This is a genomic window from Streptomyces sp. NPDC049915, assembly GCF_040656475.1.
Taxonomy (GTDB): Bacteria; Actinomycetota; Actinomycetes; order Streptomycetales; family Streptomycetaceae; genus Streptomyces.
Genome location: NZ_JBFAMH010000006.1, coordinates 273360 through 294171 on the forward strand (window position 1 = coordinate 273360; position 20812 = coordinate 294171).

Consider the following 20812-nt stretch of genomic DNA (forward strand, 5'->3'; position numbering starts at 1 on the left):
TGAAGTCGGTCAACGACGGGTGGGATGGGCGATGCCGCGCCGGCAGGAACGGTTCATTGGCCCGCGCCGTCCTCGGGCTCCCAGCGCAGCAGGTCGCCCGGCTGGCACTCGAGTACCTCGCAGAGCGCGGCGAGCGTCGCGAAGCGTACCGCCTTGGCGCGGCCGTTCTTCAGTACCGCCAGGTTGGCGGGTGTGATCCCTACGCGTTCCGCGAGCTCGCCCACGGACATCTTGCGCCTGGCCAGCATGACGTCGACGTCGACGGCGATCGGCATCAGATCACCTCGTCCAACTCGGCCTGCAGCTGCGCCGCTTCGACGTCGCGCGCGACGGCCTGGGCGAGCAGCATCCGCAGTACGAGCACGATGAGTGCGACCCCCAGGATGGCCACGCCGACCCCGCCCATGATGACGGTGACGCCCGGGTCGTCGCGCTGGCCCGGCGCGTTGAGGGCGGTGACCGCGAACCAGAGGAGGGCTGCCGCCACGATCGCGCCGATCATCCCGTCCACGTACCGGAAGGCTGCGTGGGAGAACACGGTTGCGCGTCGCACCATCGTCACCAGTCGCCATACGCAGACCAGGGCGACCTGGGCCGCCACCATGCCGAGGATCGTGATCACGCGCAACGGGGTCAGCGGGAGCGACCCGTTCTCCGGGTCGGTGGCCAATGCCCACACCATCGAGGCCTGTACGAAGACGGTGCCGGCGAGCACCACCACCAGCACGGCGCGCAGCGCATGCACGGTCAGCTTTCCCATGCCCCATCCTTCCAACGAATTGCGATAGAAATCTATCGAATTTCGATAGGTGGGGCAAGGGTCGGGGCGGAGAGTATCGGCGCACTGATGCGACGGTCCGGGACAGGCTGCTTCCCCTTCGGCGGGGGCGGTGTCATCGGGCGGCGCGGGTGTGGTCAACCGGGGCGGTGGGCGTGGGCGCAGATCTGTGGTGCTTGCGGCGACGCCTGCCGACGCCGGGCAGGGCGTCGCTGTAGTGGTGGGAGGCGATGCGCATGTCGTGCTGAGCGTTGAGCAGATGGATCAGGCGCATGCCCAGGGCGATCGCGATGAGGAACGCTGCGATGAGGACGATGGTCTCCATGCCTGTCACCTCTTGACGTTCCCGGGCTCTGGCTCGGGCATGACGGGCAGCCCGATGTACCCGTAGGGCGACATGCAGGCCCCGCCCTCGGCCTCCCAGGCGTCTTCCCGGTCCCGGCCGTGCCGTATGTCGCGCCCGGTGGCGGCGTCGTTGGCCAAAAGGGGACCCGCCTTCAGGACGCTGCCGGGGATCGCGGCCGCGGCCATCAGCCGGGCCGCCGCAGTGGGCTCGGTCTCCGGCGGGATCACCAAGAGGTCCCAGCGGCCGACGGTGAAGGAGAGCAGGATCAGTTTGTCCGGGTCCTGTTCGGTGAACCATCCGACATGCACGCTGTGGCCGCCGACAGGCACCCGGCGGGGGATGACGGGCCAGCGGCTGGGGTTCACGGTGACGCGGGTGATGCGACCCCAGGCTCCGTCGAGGGCGGTCGCCAGCTGCGGAAGCTCCGCGTTCAGATCGCGGCTGTAGGGCCACCAGGCGCCGTCGAGCTGGCCGGCGAGGGTGGTCTTCGGCGTGAGCGACAGACGAACCGGAAGACTCGGGGCGAGGTCGCGCGGCGTGATGCGGTCGAGGGTCGTGGTCATGGTGCGACCTGCCCCCGGGCTGCCCGACGGCAGCCCGGTGTTCGTTGATCGCCGGGAACGGCACCTGCGTGGAAGCCGGTGTTCGAAATGCTCCCTGCCCTTCGACTCTACTCCTGCCGGAGGCCTCCAACCGTTTTGCCACCGGGTACTTTCCGGACCGTGGGATCAGCTCGTACGTCGACGTGGTTGATGAGCAGGTCGAGGTGGTTCGTCGTGCCGGGTGGGATCGATGGGGGCGTGGTTCGATCACCTGTCCTCCGTCCGCGGGACAGCGGACGAGGATGTCGGCCACGGCACCCTGGCCTGTGCCGGTGTGTCGACCTTGCCTCGCGGGCGTGGGCACGTCAAGATTGATCAATCGCTCCGCCGACCACGGGCGACAAACAGACGGGGGTCTTCCTTTATGCTGCGCAAGATCACGAGCGCTTTGGCGACGGGTACGTTGCTCGCCGGACTGGGGCTGGCAACCAGCGGCACAGCCCACGCCGCACCGGCGGCCTACCCGAAGGTCTACCTGCATACCACTGTGACGCAGTGGACGCACTGGACGCCGGACGCGAACAACAGCAGCCACGCCGGCACCCTGTATGCGGGCTCCAACTACTTCTACTGCCATGTCCAGGGCGCGTTGTACAGCGTCAACGGCAGGTACAGCCGCGAATGGCTCCTGACCGACGACGATTCGGGGAACCGGAAGGTCTACGTGAGTGACCTGAACCTCACTCATGACGACTGGGAAAGGGAGTATCTGGTCCTGGGTCCGTGCTGAGGATGCCTTATGGCCTCACAGCTTCGGTGACATGCTCGCTCCGTAGCCCACGGAGCGAGCATGTCGCCGTTTCGGCGCGGCTCTCGGCGATCAGCCTTCGCTGCGGGCATGCCGGTCGAGCACTGCGCGTGCGCCGTGCCGGCCGCCGTCCGGAGGCGGAGCGGGGCCGACACGGCAGGGGGTCCGTGCGCCTACGGCCTCATGCAGTGTGCAAGGTGAAGCCGTAACGGCTGAGGATTTCGTTGATCGGTTGAAACCAGGTCTCGCCCCCGCTGCTGCAGTTGCCCCAGCCGCCGGAGGTGACGCCCTGGGCCTGGTCCCCGCTGATGAACGAGCCGCCGGAATCGCCGGGTTCGGCGCACACGTTCGTCTTTGTCATCTGGTGGACGGCGCCCTGGCTGTAGTTGACGGTCTCGTTCTTGGCGAGGACGGTGCCGCAGTGCCAGTGCGACGTCGAGCCCGAGCGGCAGATGGAGGCGCCGATCGGCGCCTCCGCCGAGCCGCGCACGAGCTGGTCGGACACCGTGCCCCAGCCGAGCACGACGGGTACGGTCCACCAGCCGCTGCCCACGTTGACCCAGGCGTAGTCGTTGTCGGGGAAGGAGGAACCCTGGAAGTTGCCGATGTAGGTGTGGTCCCAGCCGCTGACGGCGGCGCCGGGCTGGGCGCAGTGTCCGGCGGTGACGAAGCCGCCGTACACGGAGAAGCCTATGGAGCAGCGCACGTTGCCCGTGTAGTAGGGGTCGCCTCCGACGGTGCCCGCGGCGAGGGTGCGAGGTGCCTGGTCAGTCCGGGCCACGGTGACGGGGCCCGCCTTCAGGGCACGCGTCACGAAGGATCTGACATCGTTGTCGTCCTGGTGCTGAGCGAGCACGTCGACAGTGACGGAGTTCGACTTCGGGTCGACGCGCCAGCCGGCCACGCCGGCAGGAGCCTGCAGGGCGTTGACGCGCTGCATCGCCGCGTTCAGTTCTCGCTCGCTGTGCTTGACGAGCCTGACTTGGGCGCCGGTCGATTCAACGGCCTTCCGGAGGCCGGCGTCAGTGAGAGCCACGACGAGTTTTCCGCTCGTCGCGTCGAACCATGAACCGCCATACGAGTCGCCCGCGGCGCGTTGGGCGCTGCGTTCGACCTGGCGAGCCGCCGTCTCGGCGGCGAGGCGGTCGACCGCCTCGCTCCGTGTGAGGCCGAAGTCGTGCTGCATGGCCGTCAGCAGGCTGTCGGATGCGGGAGCCTGAGGGGTGGTTGCGACAGCGGGAGATGTGGGGGCACCGTCGGCGGCCGCGTCGGTGAGCCCGGCGGACACGGCGGTCATGAGCAGCCCTGCGGACAGAATTGCGCGGAGAACGTTTTTTCGCCTCAAGGTAGTTGCCTCTCGTCGATCCGGAGGTCGGGGGAGTGCAAGGTGTGGGGATTGAGAGCGCTCTCAGGTTCTGGCGGATCCAAGGTAGCGGCTTCTGGATAGCAGGTCCATGCCAAGGGATTGGTCGGCTGCCGTCACGAGATCGCCCCGGACGTCCGCCTTCGCCGACACGAAGCCGACGAAGCGACTGGCGGCGCGATCGTCCTCTTGCGCTTCACCTCACACGGCCGTCCTGCCTGCGGTGCCGGCAGAGAGGGAGAAGGTGGTGCCGAGCCTCTGGTTCCAGTGGGATGGGCGGCTGGGCCGGGATCTCAAGTGGACGAAAACGGGATGCGGTACCCGTGTCACGTCTTCGGCAACTGTCGGACGGTCCGACCGGCGTGCGTCAGGGATCGGCGTGGCCGGCCGCAGGCAAGCGCCCCGGGTCCCACCCCCGTCGGGGCCCGGGGCGCTCCGCCGCTCGGGGCGTCGTGGCCGCGGCGCTGACGGCGGCCCTGTCGGCACGGTCCCCCGACTCCGGCCGTACGGCGCTTCAGTCCCCGGCGCTGGATCCGGCCCCCGGCTGCCACGGGAAGGTGTGCGAGGGGAAGGACCCCTTGCACATGGCGTGCGGACTGCCGGGCCGCGCCGACGCGTTGGGGCCGCCGCACCACACCGGCACCGGCGCGAGCGTAGAGATCCGTTACAGCCCGGTCTGCGCCGCCGCCTGGGGCCGCATCTGGCACTCCCGCGTCGGAGACGCCCTGGAGATCTCCGCCCCCGGTGCACCGCCACGCCGCGTAGTCATCACCGACGAAGCGGATACGAACGCCTACCGGTTCACCCCGATGCTCGGCGGCCCGGAACAGGACGACGTACTCCTGTGCTTCATCCCGACCGGCGACATGGCGCGGGAGTGCTTCCGCCCCTGAGTCGTACGGCTCAGTGCGCGGGGCAAGCCGAACGGTGCAGACCTTCCACATGGAGCCCGGCGACCGACTCGTCGCCGTCAGCACGGGGGTGCACAAACACACGCTCCGCCCTCGGCGACTTCTTCGGCAAGCAAGCCCTACGGCAGGTTCTCAGCGCGACGCGCTCGCCCGCGCACGCGACCGCGGGTGCAGTTCGTCTCCGCAGGAACGTTCTGCCGACTGAGGTAAGTCCATTATCCCCGTACGGGGCGGCGCCTGTCGCCGTACTCCGGAATGATCTCTACGCCCGTTTTACGCCTTTAGGCTTTCGAGCAATGGTCACAACACGCCAATTTCACCTGGGAGTTGAAAGTGACGCACGACGTTGCCGCACTGGCGGCGGAACTCACGGACATGGCCACGGCCGATCACCAGCCGGACCGTTGAGCCGCACCGTCCTTGGCATCCGCACCGTCCTTGGGACCCGCACCGTCCTTGGCCCCCGCGCCGACCGCCGGTGCGGCGCGCTCGTGGGGTGAGGCTGCGGTCGGTCCCGGTCTGCACCCCGCGTGCGCCGCATCCGGAAGAGGAGACATGACCCGCAGGGAACGTCCGTCGGCCGTGATCCGCCGCGCTGCGCCCTTTCAGGGCTGGTGCGTCCGGGGCGGGCGGTGGTGGTGGGATGAGCCACAACGGGGTGCCGTTGGCGTATCTGTCTGCGGCGTTCGGGCTGTGTGCGGTCGTCGGCCTGTAGCGCGAGTTCCGGCGCAAGTCGGCGGGCCTGCGCACGCATGCGCTGGTGGGTCTGGGTGCGGCGTTGTTCATGCTGGTGTCGAAGTACGGCTTCGCGGACATGCTGGGCCGGCCCGGGGTGGCGTTGGACCCGTCCCGGGTGGCTGCTCAGATCGTGTCCGGGATCGGGTTCATCGGCGGCGGGCTGATCTTCGTGCGCCGGGATGCGGTGCGTGGTCTGACGACGGCGGCCAGCGGGTGGCTGGCGGCCTCGATCGGCGCGGCGGCGGGTGCGGGGCTGCTGGTGCTGGCGTGCGGGGGTGACGGTGGCGTATCTGGTGGTGGCGTTCGTCTTCCCGGTTCTGGCCGGGTGGCTGCCGCGGTCGCCGGCGGAGACGGTGCTGCTGCGCATCAGCTGTCTCGATGGGCGCGGACTGCTGCGCGACATCGTCAGCGAGTGCACCGGGGCGGGCTTCCAATGGCGGGTCTGCGCACGGCGGGTTCCCTGCCGACACAGGTGGCGCCCACCGAGGTGGGAGTGCTGCTGGAGTTGTCCGGCAGCGGCACCCGTGAAGAGCTGGGACCTCGCCTGACGAACCCGCGAGGGCATCACCGAGGTGACGTTCCTGGAGGACGAGACGGAATGAAAACGAGGCGAGGCTGCGCCGCACGCCCTCGTCCAGGCTGGCGCCCGCTTCAAGAACGGCCAGCTCGTCGAACGACCCGACGAATCAGGAGGTGATCGGCAAGCCGCGTGACCAGGGTGGCCCTGCGACCGATCGGCATGCCGCTCCTGGGGAACTTCCAGGTCGGGTTCGGCTGCTTCGAGGGGCGGGTGCATGGGTCGACTCAGACATGCAGGGAAGGCAGGTAGATGAGCTCTTGGGTGTGGCCGTCGAGCGTCCGGCTCTCGATCAGCTCGAGATCGAAGTCGGCCGCGCCCTGGAAGACAGGGTCTACTCCGGTCTGGCCGTTGATCACGGGGAAGAGCGTCACCTGGACGCGGTCGACCAGACCGGCGGCCAGCAGCGTCCGGTTCAGCGACAGGCTGCCGTGCGACCGCAAAGGTACGTCGGATTCCTCCTTGAGCCGGGCGACGATGTCGACGGGGTCGCCGCTCACCACGGTTGCGTGCGGCCAGTCGAGGGGTTCTTTCAGCGTGGTCGACACCACCGTCGCCGGCATGTTTCTCATCCGGGTGACCCATGGATCACTCAGCTCGGACTCCTCGATGCCCGAGGCCAGCATCTGCGTGTGCGCCCGATATGTGTTGGCCCCGAAAACCATCCGCTGCTCCTGGTTGTACAGGGCGAGGCGTCGGTCGAGGAACTCGGGACCTTGCTTGCCCCAGTAGCCGCCCCAGCTGCCGACGTGAGCGCCGTAGCCGTCGAGGGTGGAAAAGACGTCGAAGGTGTAGGTGGCGGTCACGGTGCTCTCCTCGAATGCGGTTGACCGGGTTGAAGAGACAGACCGGGAACGACGACGAAACTCATCGCCGCTGGTCTTTTGGAGCCGGAGCCGTTGCGCCGACGCAACGCCCGTACGCGCTCGCCCCTACCGGGATACCGCGCGGAAGACGCCCCTGGGGCCAAACTCGAAGGGACCGGCCGCCCAGGGCGTCACCCACCGCTGAGCCGATGACCACCATCGGCCCGCCTACGTCACCCCACCGCTGAGCAGCCACACTCGGGAGTCGAGCTGTCCAACGAAGGCGCGGCTTGGTGGTGGTGGCCGTCCAGGGGGCAACCCTCGCCTCATCGACGGCTGCGCATGCGGTGTGTTGTCCTCGTAGATATGGGTCTGGTGGTGGCTACAGGCCGGGAGCGGCGAATCCGTTGAGGGCCCACAGCGCGGCCGAGTACCACGCCAGCCCGATGACGCCGAACAGCAGGCTCCCGGCGGCCGGGAGCAGCCAGCCGGGCAGGCTCCGGCTGCGCACCACGAGGATCTTGGCGACGAAGGCCCCGTACAGCGCGCAGCCGGCGACCGAGTGCAGGAAGACCCGGGTGGTCGTGGTTTCCACGCCGTAGGTGCGAACGCAGTGGTAGGCGATGGGCACCGACAGCAGGAAGGCGACCCAGCCCACGATGCGGTGCGAGGTACGAACGCGGCGGGGCGCCGCTTCGAGGCCGGGCAGCCGTCCGTACATCCACAGGGCCAGCAGAAGCTGGACGAGCGCGAGGCCGAAGAGGGCGCTGCCGAGGCGCGCCTTGAGGGTGACCGCCGCGGCGCCGTGCGCGCCGAACAAGCCCGTCGTGTACTGCGGGGTGTGGTGCCGGCCGATCACCCAGACAGCCACCGCCACACACACTGGCACGGCAGCGCCCAGCGCGATGGCGGCAACCCTGGCAGTAGAAGGCCGCCGAGGGGCTCGGTGATCGGTCCTGGCTGTCACGTCGGCTGACCCATCGTGCGGTCGTCGCCGGTCAGCTCAGGTCAACCTTGTTGCCACTGACGCCCAGTACGTACCACTCGGCACCGAACTGGTTGAGCGCCTGGCCGTTCGTGTCGCCCGGCTTGGAGTCGCCCGCGTAGCCGTACAGCGGGTGCCCGTGGTAGGTGACCTGCGTCTTGCCGTCGGATCGCTTCGACGTGCCCAGCAGGCTGGACTTCGCCGAGCCGCCGACCGAGGGCGCCCCGGAGGTCAGCAGCGGGGGCCACGCCGCTGCGCAAGGCCCATTGCACGTCGAGGTCTTCGACTTGTCCGCCTCGAACAGGTACAGAGTACGGCCCTTCCCGTCGACCAGAATCGTGCCGAGCTTGCCGGCCGAGGCGGTCTTCACCATGGCCTTGGCACCGGCCGACGCACTGCTCACCGCTCCGTACGGGCCTGCGCTCTGGTTCGGCGCGCTGCTCGTGGCCGTACTCGACGGCGTGGCCGACGACGAGGACGAGGAACCACTGTCACTACTGGAACAGCCACTCGCAGCAGCGATCGTCACAAGCGCGGCCGTCCACACGGCGGCCAGGCGGATACGCCTCATCACAACTCCACCACTGATCAGTAAGGGTCCGACGTACGAGGGGCCAACGAACGCATACTCCCCAGAAAGCTCGGCGCTTCGTGCCCCAGAGCACCGAGTTTCACTGAGATGGACCGGTGTGCGGCAGCAGAGCGCATATCAGCGTCCGTCAGGGCCGCAGACCTGCGGAACGACCCGCACCTCGAACCCCGCGACTACGAGCAGGGCGGCACGGCACGGCACAGGAGCGGCTCACCTCCGGGACCAAGGTGCCCGGTGTTGAGGGCCTCGTCGTCCGGGGCACCGAGAGCGGTATCTGCGCGGAGCCCGCACCCTGCGCAAGGTGCGCCGTCGGGGTTGTTTGCGGCCGTCTCGGAGCAGGCGGCGGACGGGTGCGGCAGTGCCGGGGGCGCAGGGGGCGGCGGTGGAGCGCACAGGTGGCGGTGGTCGGCGCGCCGAGCACTGTTCCAGCGCGTCTGGCAGACCCTTGCCGTCTTCCGTGTCGGTGGCCCATGCCACGTATCCGTCCGGTCGTACGAACAGAGCCTTGAGGCCGGGCCGGTCCGGGCAGGTGAGCGTATGGACCTCCAGCCGTCGCCGTACCCTTCGGGGTGGGAGCGCAGTTGGACATCGTCGGCGAGGTCGAGCAGCAGGGCGCGGCCGGAGTGCATGCGGTCACCGAGGCGGGATCCGTCGGCCAGTATGAGGTCGGGGGCGCTGGCGCCGGTCAAGGGATGGTCGCCGGGCAGGTCGTAGCGCTGCCAGATGCCGGAGATCTTCGTGACCAGGTACGTCGTTCCGGAGGTGGTCAGCGCCAGGTCGGTGACCACGCGGCGCAGGGCGCGGGCGTGCCGGTCCGGGCGCATCACCGCGATCTGGGCGCGCGTCCAGTCGAGCACCCAGGCGCCGATCGGATGCCGTTCGGTGGCGTAGCTGTCGAGCAGCGACGCGGGCGCCGTGCCGCGTACGACGGCGGCCAGCTTCCAGCCCAGGTTCATCGCGTCCCCGATGCCGAGGTTGAGTCCCTGCCCGCCGAAGGGTGAGTGCACATGCGCGGCGTCGCCCGCGAGCAGCACCCGGCCCTGGCGGTAGTCGGTTACCTGGCGGGCGTTGTCGGTGAAACGGGTGGCGCTGATCACCCTGCCACGGTGACCTCGGGTACGCCGGAGACCCGGCGCAGGCTGGCCTGCAGCTCCTCGGCGGTGACGGGCGCCGACCGGTCGGTGGGGGGCTTGTCGACTCCACGGTGAGGATCCGGCCCGGGAAGGGTCCGTGCACGTGTGTGCCCACGTCGGTCGTTTCCAGCCTTCGCTCAGTCGCTCGGCGCCGGTCAGGTCCACGACCGCTTGATAGGCGGTGATTTCCGGGTCCGTGCCGGGGAAGTCGAAGCCGGCGAGTTTGCGGACCGTTCTGCGGCCACCGTCGCAGCCGACCAGCCAGCCGGCGCGGACGCTCACCCCGTCCTCGTCCGCGTCGAACCCGGTCAGCCCCACGCCCCGGCGCACCTCCGCCCCGACCCAGTCGGCCCGCCGCGCGAGGATCCGTTCCAGCTCCGCCTGCGGCACGCGGAGACCGGTGTCACCGGCGCGGGGCCGGCCTCGGCCCAGGCCGGGTCCGAGCCGTCGAACAGATCCGGGTCCATGGTGATCCCAGCGAAGTGCCCGGCGAACTTGGGCGGGTGCTTCGCCGTGCCGGTGCCGGCTCGGAACGCCCGCATGCGTTCCCGTGCCGCCTCCCACACTGTCTCCAACTCGGGCAGCAGCCCTCGCCGGTCGAAGGCGACCGCACTCGCGATGTTGATCGCACCCGCCTTGATCGTCTCGTCCACCTCGGCCAGCCGCTCCATGACCAGTACCCGCGCACAGCCGAGCCCCAGCTCGCAGCCGATGAAGAGCATCCACGGGCCCGGCGCCCGCCACCACGAGGGCAGAGCTGGTCGGGATCAAGGGCCTTGAACTCGGTACTCGGAGTGCGGATCCATTCGGCGAAAGACGATTTCCCCCGATTGAGTTGACGGCCCGGTTTTCTGCCGGCGCGTGCGACTTGCTGGGTGACAGCGCTGACAGTGGCCGCATCAACCAGTGGCCGCAGCCGAGTCAGCGAGCCGTAACGCCTCGGATGGGCCTGCGTCTCATTCCTCATCGAGGGATGCCTGGCGGGCGAGGAACCTCTCGAACGCCACCTTCTGCACGACATTGGCAGCGACTGGAAACTGAAGGCCACCTCTCAACCAAACCCCTGACAGCCCCAGTCGGGGCGCCAGCCACAGCTGATCCCCACGCCCGTCGGAGTCGGTCGACCCTTGGACGGTCGTGTCAGCCGCAGGTCGTATCGTTGCGGCGATCACCATCAGAACGCACACACGGGGGCACACATGACCGTTCACCGGCCAGGATTGCCGGAGGACCTTCCGCTGGCCGAGGAGCTGTGGGCGCGTTGGGCGCTGCTCGCCGCCCTTGAGGCGACCACCGAGTACGAAGAGCGCCCGCCGCGTCACCGGACCGGCCGTTGGATCGATGACGAGGGCCTCCACTGGGACGACTGCGGCTGCACCTGGTGGGTCATGTCCCAGGCAGGCGACGGCCGGTTCGTGCTCTACGGCGAGGACGAGGCGAGCGATGTCAAGTGGTACGAGCCGGCGATCGACGTGCTGGCGGGCGGCCCGGACTGGCTGCCCTACGAGGAACTGCGGGACCGACTCGGAGGGCGCGAAATCGGCTGCGTCTACTGGTACGAGAACGGCGCCTGGGCCCGGGCCCCGTACCCGGACGACCTTGACGACGACGGCCTGGACTGCGGCATGAGTTACTTCATCGACCGCAGTGAGGTTCTGGGCGAACTGACGGACCACCTGGACGACACGGTCGACGGGCCGAGCGCGGACAGCCTCCTGGCCGATGCAGAAGCGTACCGACTGGAGCCGCACAGGCTGCTGGAAGCGTTGGGCCAGACCAACCGCTTCGACGATCCGTTGGACCGGTCGGCCCTCGTCCGGGCCCTGGCCCGCGCAGGTCTGACCGGGGAGCTCGCGGCGACCGACACCCTCTGACGGCTGGACGGCTGGACGGCTGGACGGCTGGACGGCTGGACGGCTGGACGGCGGCGGCTCGGCGGCCGGTCCATGAGGAGGCCGGGGACGAATGCCTGCGTCCGGTGGCGCGGCTCCACCCGGATGGCCCTGATCCGGCCGCGGTAGCCACCGAGCTCGCCGGACCCCGCCCAGGCACACGGCGTCGACCCGAACGCATATCTGATAAACAGTCCGCCGCCGGCCCAGCCGCGGGCGCGGCCAGCCGTCCCTGGATCACGCTGGACGTGGCAGAGATCCAGCAGCGCGCCGCGCCTCGATGATCTGAATCAAGGACCTCCTGCAGGCAACTGCTGGTGACTGAGCCGGGTTGGCCGGGCTGACGTGGCAGTTGGCCATCGGTGGCCGCCCGGGTACGAGTCCCCGCCTACCGAAAGCCGAGGTGCGGATCGGTACCGGCCAGTTCCGCGCTGGCGGCCCACAGGAGAGCGGCGACGGCCGGGTCGGCCATATGCGAGGGGACGGGCTCACGTCGCGGTTTGCCACGCAGGCCGAAGACCCGCGGCCCCCACAACTGCCCTCCTTGCACCTCGGAGTCGAGGACGGCACGGACGATGGACCATGCTCCGGCGTCCTTGCCCTGCACCAGGAGCGCGCAGGGCAAGGCGCGCATCCGCAAGCCGGGGGGTGTCACGCCTACCGGCGGCCGGGAGGGGGTGAGGACGTCGAGTGCGCCGCCGGGGTGCGCCACCACACTGAGCACCGTGCTGCCGACAGCACGCAGGCGGCGATCGAGTTCGAAGCCGAAGCACATCTGCGCCAGTTTCGATCGGCCGTAGGTGCGCTTGGGCCGGTAGTCCCGCCTCGACTGCAGATCGCCGAGGTCCAGTCGCTCGGACCGTGCTGCGAAGCTTCCCACGGTAACGATGCGGGCCGCCGGCGCCGCGGACAGAAAGGGGGCCAGCCACTGGGTCAGCGCGAAGTGGCCGAGGTGGTTGGTGCCGAACATCAGCTCGTGGCCGTCCTCGGTCTCTCGACGTGGCGGGTCGTCGAGCGCGACCCCCGCGTTGTAGACCACCGCGTCGAGATGATCGAGGTCCAGTCTGTCCACGGCGATCTTCAGGGACGACAGGTCGGCGAGGTCCAGTTGAAGGTGCCGCACACGCGCGCCGGGGACGCGTGAGCGGATCGAGGCCATGGCGGCGTCGGCCCTCGCGGCGTCCCGGCTGCCGAGTATGACGACGGCACCGGTGGCGGCGAGCTGCTCTGCGGCAAAGTATCCGATCCCGGCGTTGCCGCCGGTGACCAGGAAGACCCTGCCCTCGGCAGACGGCAGCCGGTGCACGTCCCACGGTCGGCTCTGGGATGCGGAAGACATGATGACAGGCTCCTTGCACTCTGAGGCAGCGTGCTCATGAAGAGCACCGACCCGCCCAAGGTCGCAACCTCCACCGACATACCGCCGACAGATCACGCTCACGCCGACAGATGTCCGACAACCCTCCGGAACAGCTGATTCCGGAGGAGCGGGGGAGTGCTCCGGCCGACGCCGTCTGCCTGCAGGGCACCGCCAGGTCCCCCCCGGCCCCGCCGAAGAGGACGCCGACGTGCGCCCGGTCTACCAGAGGTCTGTGCTCGGTTGGCGACGCGAGTCCCACCCGGGGTAACGGTCCACCAGCGTGAGGAACTGGCTCGCCTGCGGGATGTCGCTGTGGTTGGTGTCGACAAGATCGTCCACACCAGGCAGGACATCGCGGAGGAAGGCTCGGGCCGCGTCCACGGACTACAAGAGACATGCTCAGGACGCACTCAGTACGCGTATGGCGACCGGGGCTTCTCGTCGAGTGCGCTGACGGCTGTATCCCGCCAACTTTGAAGGGCGAGCGGTCGCGCCGGGAACAGCCGGTCGGCCGGCACGGTTGCATCGACCGGGGGACCGGCGCCGCACGGGCGAGGAACACGGAGAGGATAGGGTCGTGCGCCTCCCAGGAGTCGGGCCCAAGATTGCGGTGCGCCCGACGCACACTTGGACGAAGACGTATGTCTGCAGGAGGACTGATTCATGGCTGACCGGCCCTTGACGCTCATGGCAGTACACGCCCACCCGGACGACGAGGCCACCGGGACGGGAGGGGTCCTCGCGCGGTACGCGGCGGAAGGCATCCGCACGGTTCTCGTGACGTGTACCGACGGCGGTTGCGGTGACGGCCCAGGGGGTGCCAAGCCGGGCGATCCTGGGCACGATCCGGCGGCCGTCGCCTTGCTGCGCCGTAAAGAACTTGAGGCGAGCTGCGACGTCCTGAAGGTCAGCGATCTGGAGATGCTGGACTATGCCGACTCCGGGATGATGGGCTGGCCGAGCAACGACGCCCCCGGATCCTTCTGGCAGACCCCCGTCCAGGAAGGCGCGGAACGACTCGCGGAACTCATGCGGCACTATCGCCCTGATGTGGTCGTCACCTACGACGAGAACGGCTTCTACGGCCACCCTGACCACATCCAGGCCCACCGCATCACGATGGCGGCGCTGGAGATGACCGCGCTGGCACCGAAGGTGTACTGGACCACGATGCCCCGCTCGATGATGCAGCGGTTCGGCGAGATCATGCGCGAGTTCAGTGAGGACATGCCGGAGCCGGATCCTGCCGAGGCCGCCGCGATGGCCGAGATCGGCCTCCCCGACGATGAGATCACCACGTGGGTGGACACCACCGCGTTCAGCGGTCAGAAGTTCGACGCGCTGGCCGCGCACGCCAGTCAGGGCGAGAACATCTTCTTCCTCAGGATGGGCAAGGAGAGGTTCGGCGAGTTGATGGGCATGGAGACCTTCGTACGAGTCCAGGACGCCACGGGCGCGGCCGTACCCGAGAACGATCTCTTCGCCGGACTGCGCTGATCCCCCCCCCCACGAGGGCCCTCGCACTCGACCGCGACCCGCGCGAGAGCTGGCCGTCATGCAGATCACCGTGCGCACCGTCGAGGGACAGCTGCGTGAGCACTGCACCGGCTGGGACTCCTGCCGGGACCGGATCGTCCACCAGGTGCCGACCGACGTCGCCGTGGTGCCCATCGGCCGCCTGCACGACGAGGCCGAAGGCAAGGGGCGGACGCGCTGCAGCGCCCCAGCATCGCGGTCGACCTGCGCGCCGCCGTCACGGGCCGCCCGGGAACAGGCACGGGCCCGTGTGAGACCGGCGGCCGCCCTCGCCCCGGTCGGGCGGCCGTCCTTGGTTCCTCCGGAAGGCCCTCTCCCGCCCGGGAGGGGGCGTATTCGGCTATTCGAGGAGCAGCTGCGCGACCTGCGGGGTCTACGGCGCGGATGCCGTGGTTTCCATGAGTTCCAGAGAGTCCGGCAAAAGGTGCTCGTCGTCCGCGCCCCGGGCAGGCCGCCCGTCGTGTCGATCACCTCCACCGCTTCCAGTAACACGCCCTCAACCGAAGGGCACAGAAGCTCGCTCAACTGCGGGAGCACTCCGTTCACGGCGAATGGCAGTCGACCACACCACCATCCAGCCAGACGGTTTTCGGGCGGACTTCACTGGTCGTAGGCGGTCCATGCGTGCATGACTGGCTGGCCGCCCATGAACGTGGCTCCACTCATCAGACCCCCTTGATATCGATCATCCAGGGGAACCGTGAGGCGCTCTACCGGCGGACCGCCGAGATCAGTCCGCCGGACCGCTCCTCGTGCTGCGGCGGGGTGCTGATCGGGCGGCCGTAGGCGGCCGCGCGTTCGCGCAGGGTGTGGCAGCTGGCCTCCCAGCCGTACCCGGCCAGCCAGCCCAGCGGGTCGTCGGGCATCTCCGAGACCCACATGGACGCCGCTGATCCCGCCACGGCATCCGCGCCGAAGCGCTCGATCACACCGCGCGAGCCCAACGTCAGCCCCATTCGACTGCCTGCCGCCGACTGCGCGCTGATCCGGGCCAGCAGCAGCTCCACCGCGTCCTCGGGCAGGTAGATCAGCAGTCCCTCGGCGATCCACACGGTCGGCACCGCCGGGTCGTGCCCTGCGGCGGCCAGCGCCCCTGGCCAGTCCTCACGCAGATCCACCGGGACGGTGATCCGCTCGCAGCTTGCGACGGCCCGCTCCTGGCGCAGCACCGAAGCCTTGAAGTCCAGTGGCGCGGCGGTGTCGACCTCGAACAGCCGGGTGCCCTCGGGCCAGTCCATCCGGAAGGCCCGGCTGTCCATGCCGGCGCCGAGCAGCACGACCTGCCGGACACTGGACGCGGAGGCCTGCTGCAACAGGTCGTCGAGGAACTTCGTCCTGATGACGATGGAGAGCGACACGGCCAGCCGGCGGCGTCGCGCGGCCTCGTCATCGGGCTGCGGCGGCGAGGAGGGCCACAAACCGCCGGCGGTGGCGAAGGCCCGTGCCAGTGGGTCGCGGAACAGCGCGTTGTCCCGCTCGGTCTCCAGCGCCCGCACCCTGGCCACTCCGACCGCCGTGGCCCACACTCCCGACGGCTGCTGTACCCGCTCCTGCTCACCAGTCACCGCGCCAGCCTAGATGATCGATTCCAAGGGCCCTGAAGGTGATGTTGGGCGAGCGGCAGGCACGGCCGGAGGATCTCCGCTATCTCCGCGGGGGAGAAGAGTTCCGTGGACGACTGGGCGCTGTCGCGCGGTCTGAGCGGCACGGCCGCGGAGGTCAACCGGTTCAGCCATGAGTACGGGGTCATCTACCTGGTCGACGCGGCGACAGGCTGCCCGGTGCAGTACGACCGCCGTGGTCTACCGCGTCGCGCTGACGGTCGTGGTCCGTATCACTGCCGGGGCGTCGGCAGGGTGCCCGGCTTGACCTCCGCCAGCACCTGTTTCGGGCTGTCGCCGCTCACTACGGCAGGCGCCAATACGTCTTCCTCGGCACCGCGACGACGGCAGCCCCGCGATCTGGCTCCGGCCCTGACCGGGCCCCTACTCGTCGGTGATGGGATACATGTCGGCATAGGGGTCCGGCTCGCCGGTACGCGGGTCCAGTCCGGCCACAAGCCGTCGACGCTGCTCGCGCCAGCTGACGAAGGTGTCTGTCCGCTTCCAGAGTGACGCATCGCCAAGTGGGCAGGCGGCGAACTGGCCCAGCATCATGCGGCTGATGAACTGGACCATGCCGCAGTCGAACAAGGCCCAAGGCGACTCGCCCCACGAGTGGTGCCTGCGCCAGGCTACGACAGGCCACTTGTCCGGATCCGGGTCGTTCATGAGCCAAGCTATCTCGTTGGCGTTCAGGCCAGTGCCCCAGGGCAGAACGGCTTCGGCATCGAGCGTCACGCCCGGGGGTCCTGCGTCCTCGTTCCAGAGTCCGCGCAGGCCGCCTGTCATGGTTGCGATGTGACACCCTTCCCACCCGCGCACATCACTGGGGAGTGGAGGCAGAATGACGAGCTCTCCGATATCGCCTACACCGTATGTGTCCAGGAGAGCCTTGTAGTCGCTCGGCAGCTTGGTGCCTAGCGCGACTTCGGCCGCGGTCCAGTCAATCCGCTCGCCGCCCACCAAGTCTGCCGGCACGAGGTCGAGCAATACGGCCACATCAGGATGAATGATCCCCACGGTGAATTCCTTTTTGAGGTCTGTTGCCGGCAACCCTAGTTGTGTGGGCTGACACCGTTGAAGGTCGCCGCAGACGAGGTAGAGGGCTGGTTCTCTCCTCCCTGGTGGAGGACTTCCGCGACTGGGAGGGAGCAAGAGCGCCGGCGAGGATCGCGGTGAGGCCGCGATGGCCCCGGGGTCGGCGGTGGCAGCCGGGGTGCGAACGCCACGGGCGCGGCGGCCCGCCCAGGCGGATGTGCGCGGGCAGCAGCGCGACGTGCGCGAGGACGGCTGCGGCAGGAGGCCGGCGATGGCCGCGCGGGCGGGTCGAGTTGGCGTAGTGCCTGCGGTGCGCGGTGAAGGCGTGGGCGAGCCAGGCGCCGAGGGCGGCAGGGAGGTACGACCCGGCTTCGTCGCCCTCGCGGGGCGCGGTCTGCTCCAGCGTGCCCAGCTCGCGCAGCTCGGCTTCCGGGCGGTGGTGTGATCGCTCGCGTTCAGAGGATGTGGACCGATGACACCTGCCATTGTTGGAAGCCTGTCTTGTCCATGCCGAGTACGAGGTACGAGGCGTCTTCAGCCGTGGTGGGCAGCAAGCAGTAGCGGGTGGCGTCCACATACTCGGGTCCTCCGATGCTGGGAAGAGCCTCTGCGCTCGGAGGGAAGGTGCTGTTGGGGCCGAGGCACTCGGGCGTGGCAGTGAGCGCGTCGCTGTAGGAACGGAACTGCTCGGCGGCTGTCTGCGCGACTCCGGCCCCGGCGAGCGAGGATGCCGTGGCCATGTCGTGGTGGCGAAGGGCGCGCAAGAAGCGGTCCGCGGCGGCGAGTTCCGTGGCAGCGCTGAGTCCGGACGCAGTGATGGCGTGGCCGTTCCAGCGCAAGGTGGCGGTGTAGTCGAGCGTCGCGCTCGCGCCCGGGTCGCCATCCTGCTGAGTCGACCACTGGGCGGTGACACCACCCGCGGTGTAGCGCAGCCGGTGCACGGAGGCGTTCTCGCCCGGGGCGTGGCCGGGTAGGTTGATGTTGCTCAGGCTGATGTGGCCGAGCAGCGTAGGGCCAGGCCCGTAGAAGGCGATGATTTCCGGCCAGGAGACGCCGCCGGCCGTGCAATAGAGCGTAGCCGCCGCGTCGCCGGTCCCGTCGCCGTCGAGATCGCCGAGCGTCAGCAGATCCGCCCGTGGCTGTCCCGTCTCCAACCAGGCCAGACCCATCACCCCTTACCGCTTACGCCAATCGGCCGGCGCTGCCGCTGTCGCGTCTGCGTACGCCGGAGTACGAGCGGACACCGGGCCGGCAGCCGCCAGCGTGAGTGCGGTCGCAACGAGCACCGCCCGTCTGATCTGCAAGCGGTTCATGGCGTCACCGGCTCTGAACTCGTCTCATCGGAGGGCAAAGTCGTCGTTGCCGAGATCTTCCACGTAACCAACTTCCGCAGAGCAGCGGCGACTTGCCGCACCTGGTTCACGCTGGACGTGGCCGCGGACGCGGGCGGACCGCTTTCCTTGGGCTCACGCGCCTCACCCTTCCCACCGGTCCGCATCAACAGAAGAACGGCCAGCACGGCGAGGCAGACGAGCCCGACGATCATCCCGATGGCAGCTCGATACGAGCGCATCATCGCAACCCCCGATCCCATGAAGGTGGGGAGCGTACCGACACGACCAGCGCAATACTCAGGTGACGCAATTTCGTGACGTGAGTAGGCATTCGGGTATATGAACCCCAACGCGACGATGGCGTGTTCTAGGCACAAGCTGCCTCGTCCGGCCGTCAATCGGAACGCCCGATGCCGCAGACCGTTGGCAGCAGGGCCACAACGAACGTCATCCTCGCCCCACCGCGGCCGCTCGCTCGGCCTCAGCACTTCGCCGCCGTGGTCGCTGTGGTCGTTCCAGCCACGATCAGTCATGATCGCCCCGGTGCTACTCGCCCACCCCATTACCGCCGAAACATGATCACAGTCCTACGACAGGCGAAACCGTTTCCGGTAATTCGCAGCGGGTATGGCCGCCAGAGCAAGATCGAAGACGGAAGGACGCACCGTGGACCGGTCAGCCGGAGGATGGACCTTGCTCACCAACCACGCCCGCGTGCTGCTGACCATCGCACGCGACACCCACCTCCACGCGGATGGGTCCCAGCTCGAGCACCCCGCTCGGAAAGCAAATAACTAAGAGGAATAGCACGCGTGAGTGAATGGCAGCTGCCCGAGACGTTCCGCAGCACGTCGGGTGGTGTCCGCTGGCGAAGCCTCGGACGCGTCGGCCGGGATCCGGTCGTGCTCCTTCACGGCACACCCTTCTCCTCGTATGTCTGGCGCGCCATCGCCCGCGCGCTCGCCCATCACTACCAGGTGTTCGTATGGGACATGCCCGGTTACGGGGCATCGGCGAAGTTCGCCGGCCAGGATGTCTCCCTGGCTGCCCAGGGCAGGATCTTCACCGAGCTCCTGGCGCACTGGGGCCTTGATGAACCGTTGGTGATCGCCCACGACTTCGGTGGCGCCGTCTCCCTGCGGGCGCATCTGCTCCACGGAGCTCGCTACCGAGCGCTCGCTCTGGTCGACCCGGTCGCTTTGGGCCCGTGGGGTTCCCCGTTCTTCCGGCTCGTGGGAGGGCACTCCCAAGTCTTCGAGCAACTGCCGCCCGCACTGCACCACGCTTTGGTGCGCGAATACGTAAGCTCAGCCAGCAGTCCGGGCCTGCACCCTGCCGTCCTCGACCGGCTCACCGAGCCCTGGGTCGGCGACCCCGGCCAAGCGGCCTTCTACCGCCAGATCGCCCAGGCCGACCAGCTTTACACCGACGAAGTGCAAGACCGCTACGGGGAGATCGATATCCCGACGCTGGTGTGCTGGGGCGAGGACGACACATGGATCCCGGTGGCCAAAGGACGGGAACTCGCCGCCCGTATCCCTGGCGCGCGACTCGAACCAATCGCCGGGGCTGGACACCTCGTCCAAGAAGACGCACCCGCCGAACTCACAGTTGCTCTTCTCGCCTTCCTCCAGCCCCAAGGTTCTGACACCCATACACAACCCGGCGAACCTTCTGGGGCACAGCACTAGCTCAGACAGCCGTCCCCTGCATCCCGCATGGTGGGCTTATCCAGTCGCGACGGCCAACCGCTCGCCGCCCGCGCTGAGCGTGGCATTCACGCTCCCCTACCGCCCGCCCCGAGCCACCCCACGACCCGGTAAGGGCCGACAGCGCGCGGATCTCCCTGCTGCAGCGGTTGGGCGTGACTGGACACGACGAAGCCCGCCGTCTGTTACTCGACCCATCGGACGGGCCTGGTCGGTGCCTCGGCAGGCCCCGGCTGTGTGCGGCGGTCGGGGCCGTGTGGATGAGTGGCTGGTTAGCCGAGAGTGGCAGCGAACTCCCCGTTCTCGGCCTGTTCGGCGGTCATCTGGACGGTGCCGCGATGGCTGACCTCCACCTTGTAGAACCTCTCACCCTTGGGCACGTCCTGGACGGCGATGTCGTACGCGCAGGTTCCGTAACTGGGTGACGTGCTGTCGCCGAGGTATCCGGTGGCGATCACGCTGCTGTCCGCCCCGTACACAGTGACGGACGCGCCTTCGCTGATGTCGTCGTAGCCGCCCGGTGCCCTGGCAGCCACCGGTGTCATCGTCGGTGGCGTCTTCGGTGAGGGTGAAGGTGCCTTTCAGCGTGAACGTGGCTGGCTTGCCCGGGTTGCCGTTGGCGGTGATGGCCGTGGGCGGCGGCTCCAACCGCTTGGTGGCGGCCGGGTCGTAGTCGACGCCGTCGACCGGCCGAACACGGTCGGGAGCCCGCGCCCACACCGGGTACTCCGCCGCCTCCACGCCGCCGTCCTACTGGTGAAGG

General features: G+C 68.8%; 21 protein-coding genes and 1 pseudogene. 6 read left to right on the forward strand and 16 right to left on the reverse strand.

Translation table 11 applies throughout. The features are described from left to right. Positions 1-53: 53 nt before the first annotated feature. From AB0J12_RS13415 to AB0J12_RS13430, 4 genes are all read right to left on the reverse strand, one after another. Positions 54-275, reverse strand: coding sequence for a helix-turn-helix transcriptional regulator (locus AB0J12_RS13415; RefSeq protein WP_363264415.1), 222 nt, complete (start codon positions 273-275; stop codon positions 54-56). After that, complete coding sequence (locus AB0J12_RS13420) at positions 275-760, reverse strand: DUF2975 domain-containing protein (RefSeq protein ID WP_363264416.1); 486 nt, start codon at positions 758-760, stop codon at positions 275-277. Before AB0J12_RS13420 ends, AB0J12_RS13415 begins: the two co-directional genes overlap by 1 nt. A 133-nt stretch (positions 761-893) precedes the next feature. After that, on the reverse strand, positions 894-1103 hold the full coding sequence (locus tag AB0J12_RS13425; RefSeq protein ID WP_363264417.1) for a hypothetical protein: 210 nt from the start codon (positions 1101-1103) through the stop codon (positions 894-896). 5 nt (positions 1104-1108) lie between these two features. After that, positions 1109-1687 carry a DUF5994 family protein gene (locus AB0J12_RS13430; RefSeq protein WP_363264418.1) on the reverse strand — a complete coding sequence of 193 codons (579 nt, stop codon included), beginning with the start codon at positions 1685-1687 and terminating at the stop codon, positions 1109-1111. A 403-nt stretch (positions 1688-2090) separates the two neighbouring features. Between AB0J12_RS13430 and AB0J12_RS13435 the strand changes: the two genes are divergently transcribed. After that, on the forward strand, positions 2091-2456 hold the full coding sequence (locus AB0J12_RS13435) for a hypothetical protein (protein ID WP_363264419.1): 366 nt from the start codon (positions 2091-2093) through the stop codon (positions 2454-2456). A gap of 199 nt (positions 2457-2655) precedes the next feature. On the opposite strand, the gene AB0J12_RS13440 is transcribed toward AB0J12_RS13435, so the two are convergent. Next, positions 2656-3819, reverse strand: coding sequence for a S1 family peptidase (locus AB0J12_RS13440; RefSeq protein ID WP_363264420.1), 1164 nt, complete (start codon positions 3817-3819; stop codon positions 2656-2658). Positions 3820-4109: 290 nt separating this feature from the next. Between AB0J12_RS13440 and AB0J12_RS13445 the strand changes: the two genes are divergently transcribed. After that, complete coding sequence (locus AB0J12_RS13445; RefSeq protein WP_363264421.1) at positions 4110-4730, forward strand: DUF2690 domain-containing protein; 621 nt, start codon at positions 4110-4112, stop codon at positions 4728-4730. A gap of 778 nt (positions 4731-5508) precedes the next feature. Continuing rightward, on the forward strand, positions 5509-6183 hold the full coding sequence (locus tag AB0J12_RS13450; protein WP_363264422.1) for an MgtC/SapB family protein: 675 nt from the start codon (positions 5509-5511) through the stop codon (positions 6181-6183). 107 nt (positions 6184-6290) lie between these two features. On the opposite strand, the gene AB0J12_RS13455 is transcribed toward AB0J12_RS13450, so the two are convergent. The 6 genes and pseudogenes from AB0J12_RS13455 to AB0J12_RS13480 form a co-directional block, all read right to left on the reverse strand. Next, positions 6291-6869 (reverse strand): dihydrofolate reductase family protein, encoded by a 579-nt coding sequence (locus tag AB0J12_RS13455; RefSeq protein ID WP_363264423.1) that lies wholly within the window; start codon positions 6867-6869, stop codon positions 6291-6293. A 382-nt stretch (positions 6870-7251) separates the two neighbouring features. Continuing rightward, a complete protein-coding gene (locus tag AB0J12_RS13460) occupies positions 7252-7776 on the reverse strand; it encodes a DUF6529 family protein (protein WP_363264579.1) in 525 nt (174 codons plus the stop codon). 91 nt (positions 7777-7867) lie between these two features. Beyond that, entirely contained in the window at positions 7868-8257 is a 390-nt protein-coding gene (locus AB0J12_RS13465; RefSeq protein WP_363264424.1) for a hypothetical protein, read from the reverse strand. A 399-nt stretch (positions 8258-8656) separates the two neighbouring features. Beyond that, positions 8657-8995, reverse strand: coding sequence for a hypothetical protein (locus tag AB0J12_RS13470; RefSeq protein ID WP_363264580.1), 339 nt, complete (start codon positions 8993-8995; stop codon positions 8657-8659). Positions 8996-9351: 356 nt separating this feature from the next. After that, a pseudogene (locus AB0J12_RS13475) lies at positions 9352-9969 on the reverse strand (FAD-dependent monooxygenase); the annotation flags it as partial. Further along, positions 9888-10301 (reverse strand): hypothetical protein, encoded by a 414-nt coding sequence (locus AB0J12_RS13480; protein WP_363264425.1) that lies wholly within the window; start codon positions 10299-10301, stop codon positions 9888-9890. The pseudogene AB0J12_RS13475 and the gene AB0J12_RS13480, both read right to left, overlap by 82 nt. Positions 10302-10778: 477 nt before the next feature. Here AB0J12_RS13480 and AB0J12_RS13485 point away from each other — a divergent pair, with 477 nt between their 5' ends. Continuing rightward, entirely contained in the window at positions 10779-11453 is a 675-nt protein-coding gene (locus tag AB0J12_RS13485) for a hypothetical protein (RefSeq protein WP_363264426.1), read from the forward strand. Positions 11454-11859: 406 nt separating this feature from the next. Here the strand turns inward: AB0J12_RS13485 and AB0J12_RS13490 are convergent, their stop codons facing one another. Further along, positions 11860-12810 carry an SDR family NAD(P)-dependent oxidoreductase gene (locus AB0J12_RS13490; RefSeq protein WP_363264427.1) on the reverse strand — a complete coding sequence of 317 codons (951 nt, stop codon included), beginning with the start codon at positions 12808-12810 and terminating at the stop codon, positions 11860-11862. Positions 12811-13494: 684 nt separating this feature from the next. Here AB0J12_RS13490 and AB0J12_RS13495 point away from each other — a divergent pair. Further along, positions 13495-14328 carry a PIG-L family deacetylase gene (locus tag AB0J12_RS13495; protein ID WP_363264428.1) on the forward strand — a complete coding sequence of 278 codons (834 nt, stop codon included), beginning with the start codon at positions 13495-13497 and terminating at the stop codon, positions 14326-14328. A 749-nt stretch (positions 14329-15077) separates the two neighbouring features. On the opposite strand, the gene AB0J12_RS13500 is transcribed toward AB0J12_RS13495, so the two are convergent. The 3 genes from AB0J12_RS13500 to AB0J12_RS13510 form a co-directional block, all read right to left on the reverse strand. Continuing rightward, on the reverse strand, positions 15078-15932 hold the full coding sequence (locus tag AB0J12_RS13500) for a class I SAM-dependent methyltransferase (protein ID WP_363264429.1): 855 nt from the start codon (positions 15930-15932) through the stop codon (positions 15078-15080). A 420-nt stretch (positions 15933-16352) separates the two neighbouring features. After that, on the reverse strand, positions 16353-16988 hold the full coding sequence (locus AB0J12_RS13505) for a hypothetical protein (RefSeq protein WP_363264430.1): 636 nt from the start codon (positions 16986-16988) through the stop codon (positions 16353-16355). A gap of 473 nt (positions 16989-17461) precedes the next feature. Continuing rightward, positions 17462-18175 (reverse strand): hypothetical protein, encoded by a 714-nt coding sequence (locus AB0J12_RS13510; protein ID WP_363264431.1) that lies wholly within the window; start codon positions 18173-18175, stop codon positions 17462-17464. A 977-nt stretch (positions 18176-19152) separates the two neighbouring features. On the opposite strand from AB0J12_RS13510, the gene AB0J12_RS13515 reads away from it, so the two are divergent. After that, complete coding sequence (locus AB0J12_RS13515; RefSeq protein ID WP_363264432.1) at positions 19153-20031, forward strand: alpha/beta hydrolase; 879 nt, start codon at positions 19153-19155, stop codon at positions 20029-20031. Positions 20032-20321: 290 nt separating this feature from the next. Here the strand turns inward: AB0J12_RS13515 and AB0J12_RS13520 are convergent, their stop codons facing one another. After that, the gene (locus AB0J12_RS13520; protein ID WP_363264433.1) at positions 20322-20585 is read right to left on the reverse strand and encodes a hypothetical protein; all 264 of its coding nucleotides are present in this window, start codon (positions 20583-20585) and stop codon (positions 20322-20324) included. Positions 20586-20812: the final 227 nt, after the last annotated feature.

Excerpts from the sequence above, each read along its gene's own strand:
- AB0J12_RS13415 (WP_363264415.1), bottom strand. The coding sequence starts at position 275 with ATGCCGATCGCCGTCGACGTCGACGTCATGCTGGCCAGGCGCAAGATG.
- AB0J12_RS13420 (WP_363264416.1), bottom strand. The coding sequence starts at position 760 with ATGGGAAAGCTGACCGTGCATGCGCTGCGCGCCGTGCTGGTGGTGGTG.
- AB0J12_RS13425 (WP_363264417.1), bottom strand. The coding sequence starts at position 1,103 with ATGGAGACCATCGTCCTCATCGCAGCGTTCCTCATCGCGATCGCCCTG.
- AB0J12_RS13430 (WP_363264418.1), bottom strand. The coding sequence starts at position 1,687 with ATGACCACGACCCTCGACCGCATCACGCCGCGCGACCTCGCCCCGAGT.
- AB0J12_RS13435 (WP_363264419.1), top strand. The coding sequence starts at position 2,091 with ATGCTGCGCAAGATCACGAGCGCTTTGGCGACGGGTACGTTGCTCGCC.
- AB0J12_RS13445 (WP_363264421.1), top strand. The coding sequence starts at position 4,110 with ATGGGCGGCTGGGCCGGGATCTCAAGTGGACGAAAACGGGATGCGGTA.
- AB0J12_RS13480 (WP_363264425.1), bottom strand. The coding sequence starts at position 10,301 with ATGCTCTTCATCGGCTGCGAGCTGGGGCTCGGCTGTGCGCGGGTACTG.
- AB0J12_RS13485 (WP_363264426.1), top strand. The coding sequence starts at position 10,779 with ATGACCGTTCACCGGCCAGGATTGCCGGAGGACCTTCCGCTGGCCGAG.
- AB0J12_RS13490 (WP_363264427.1), bottom strand. The coding sequence starts at position 12,810 with ATGTCTTCCGCATCCCAGAGCCGACCGTGGGACGTGCACCGGCTGCCG.
- AB0J12_RS13495 (WP_363264428.1), top strand. The coding sequence starts at position 13,495 with ATGGCTGACCGGCCCTTGACGCTCATGGCAGTACACGCCCACCCGGAC.
- AB0J12_RS13510 (WP_363264431.1), bottom strand. The coding sequence starts at position 18,175 with ATGGGTCTGGCCTGGTTGGAGACGGGACAGCCACGGGCGGATCTGCTG.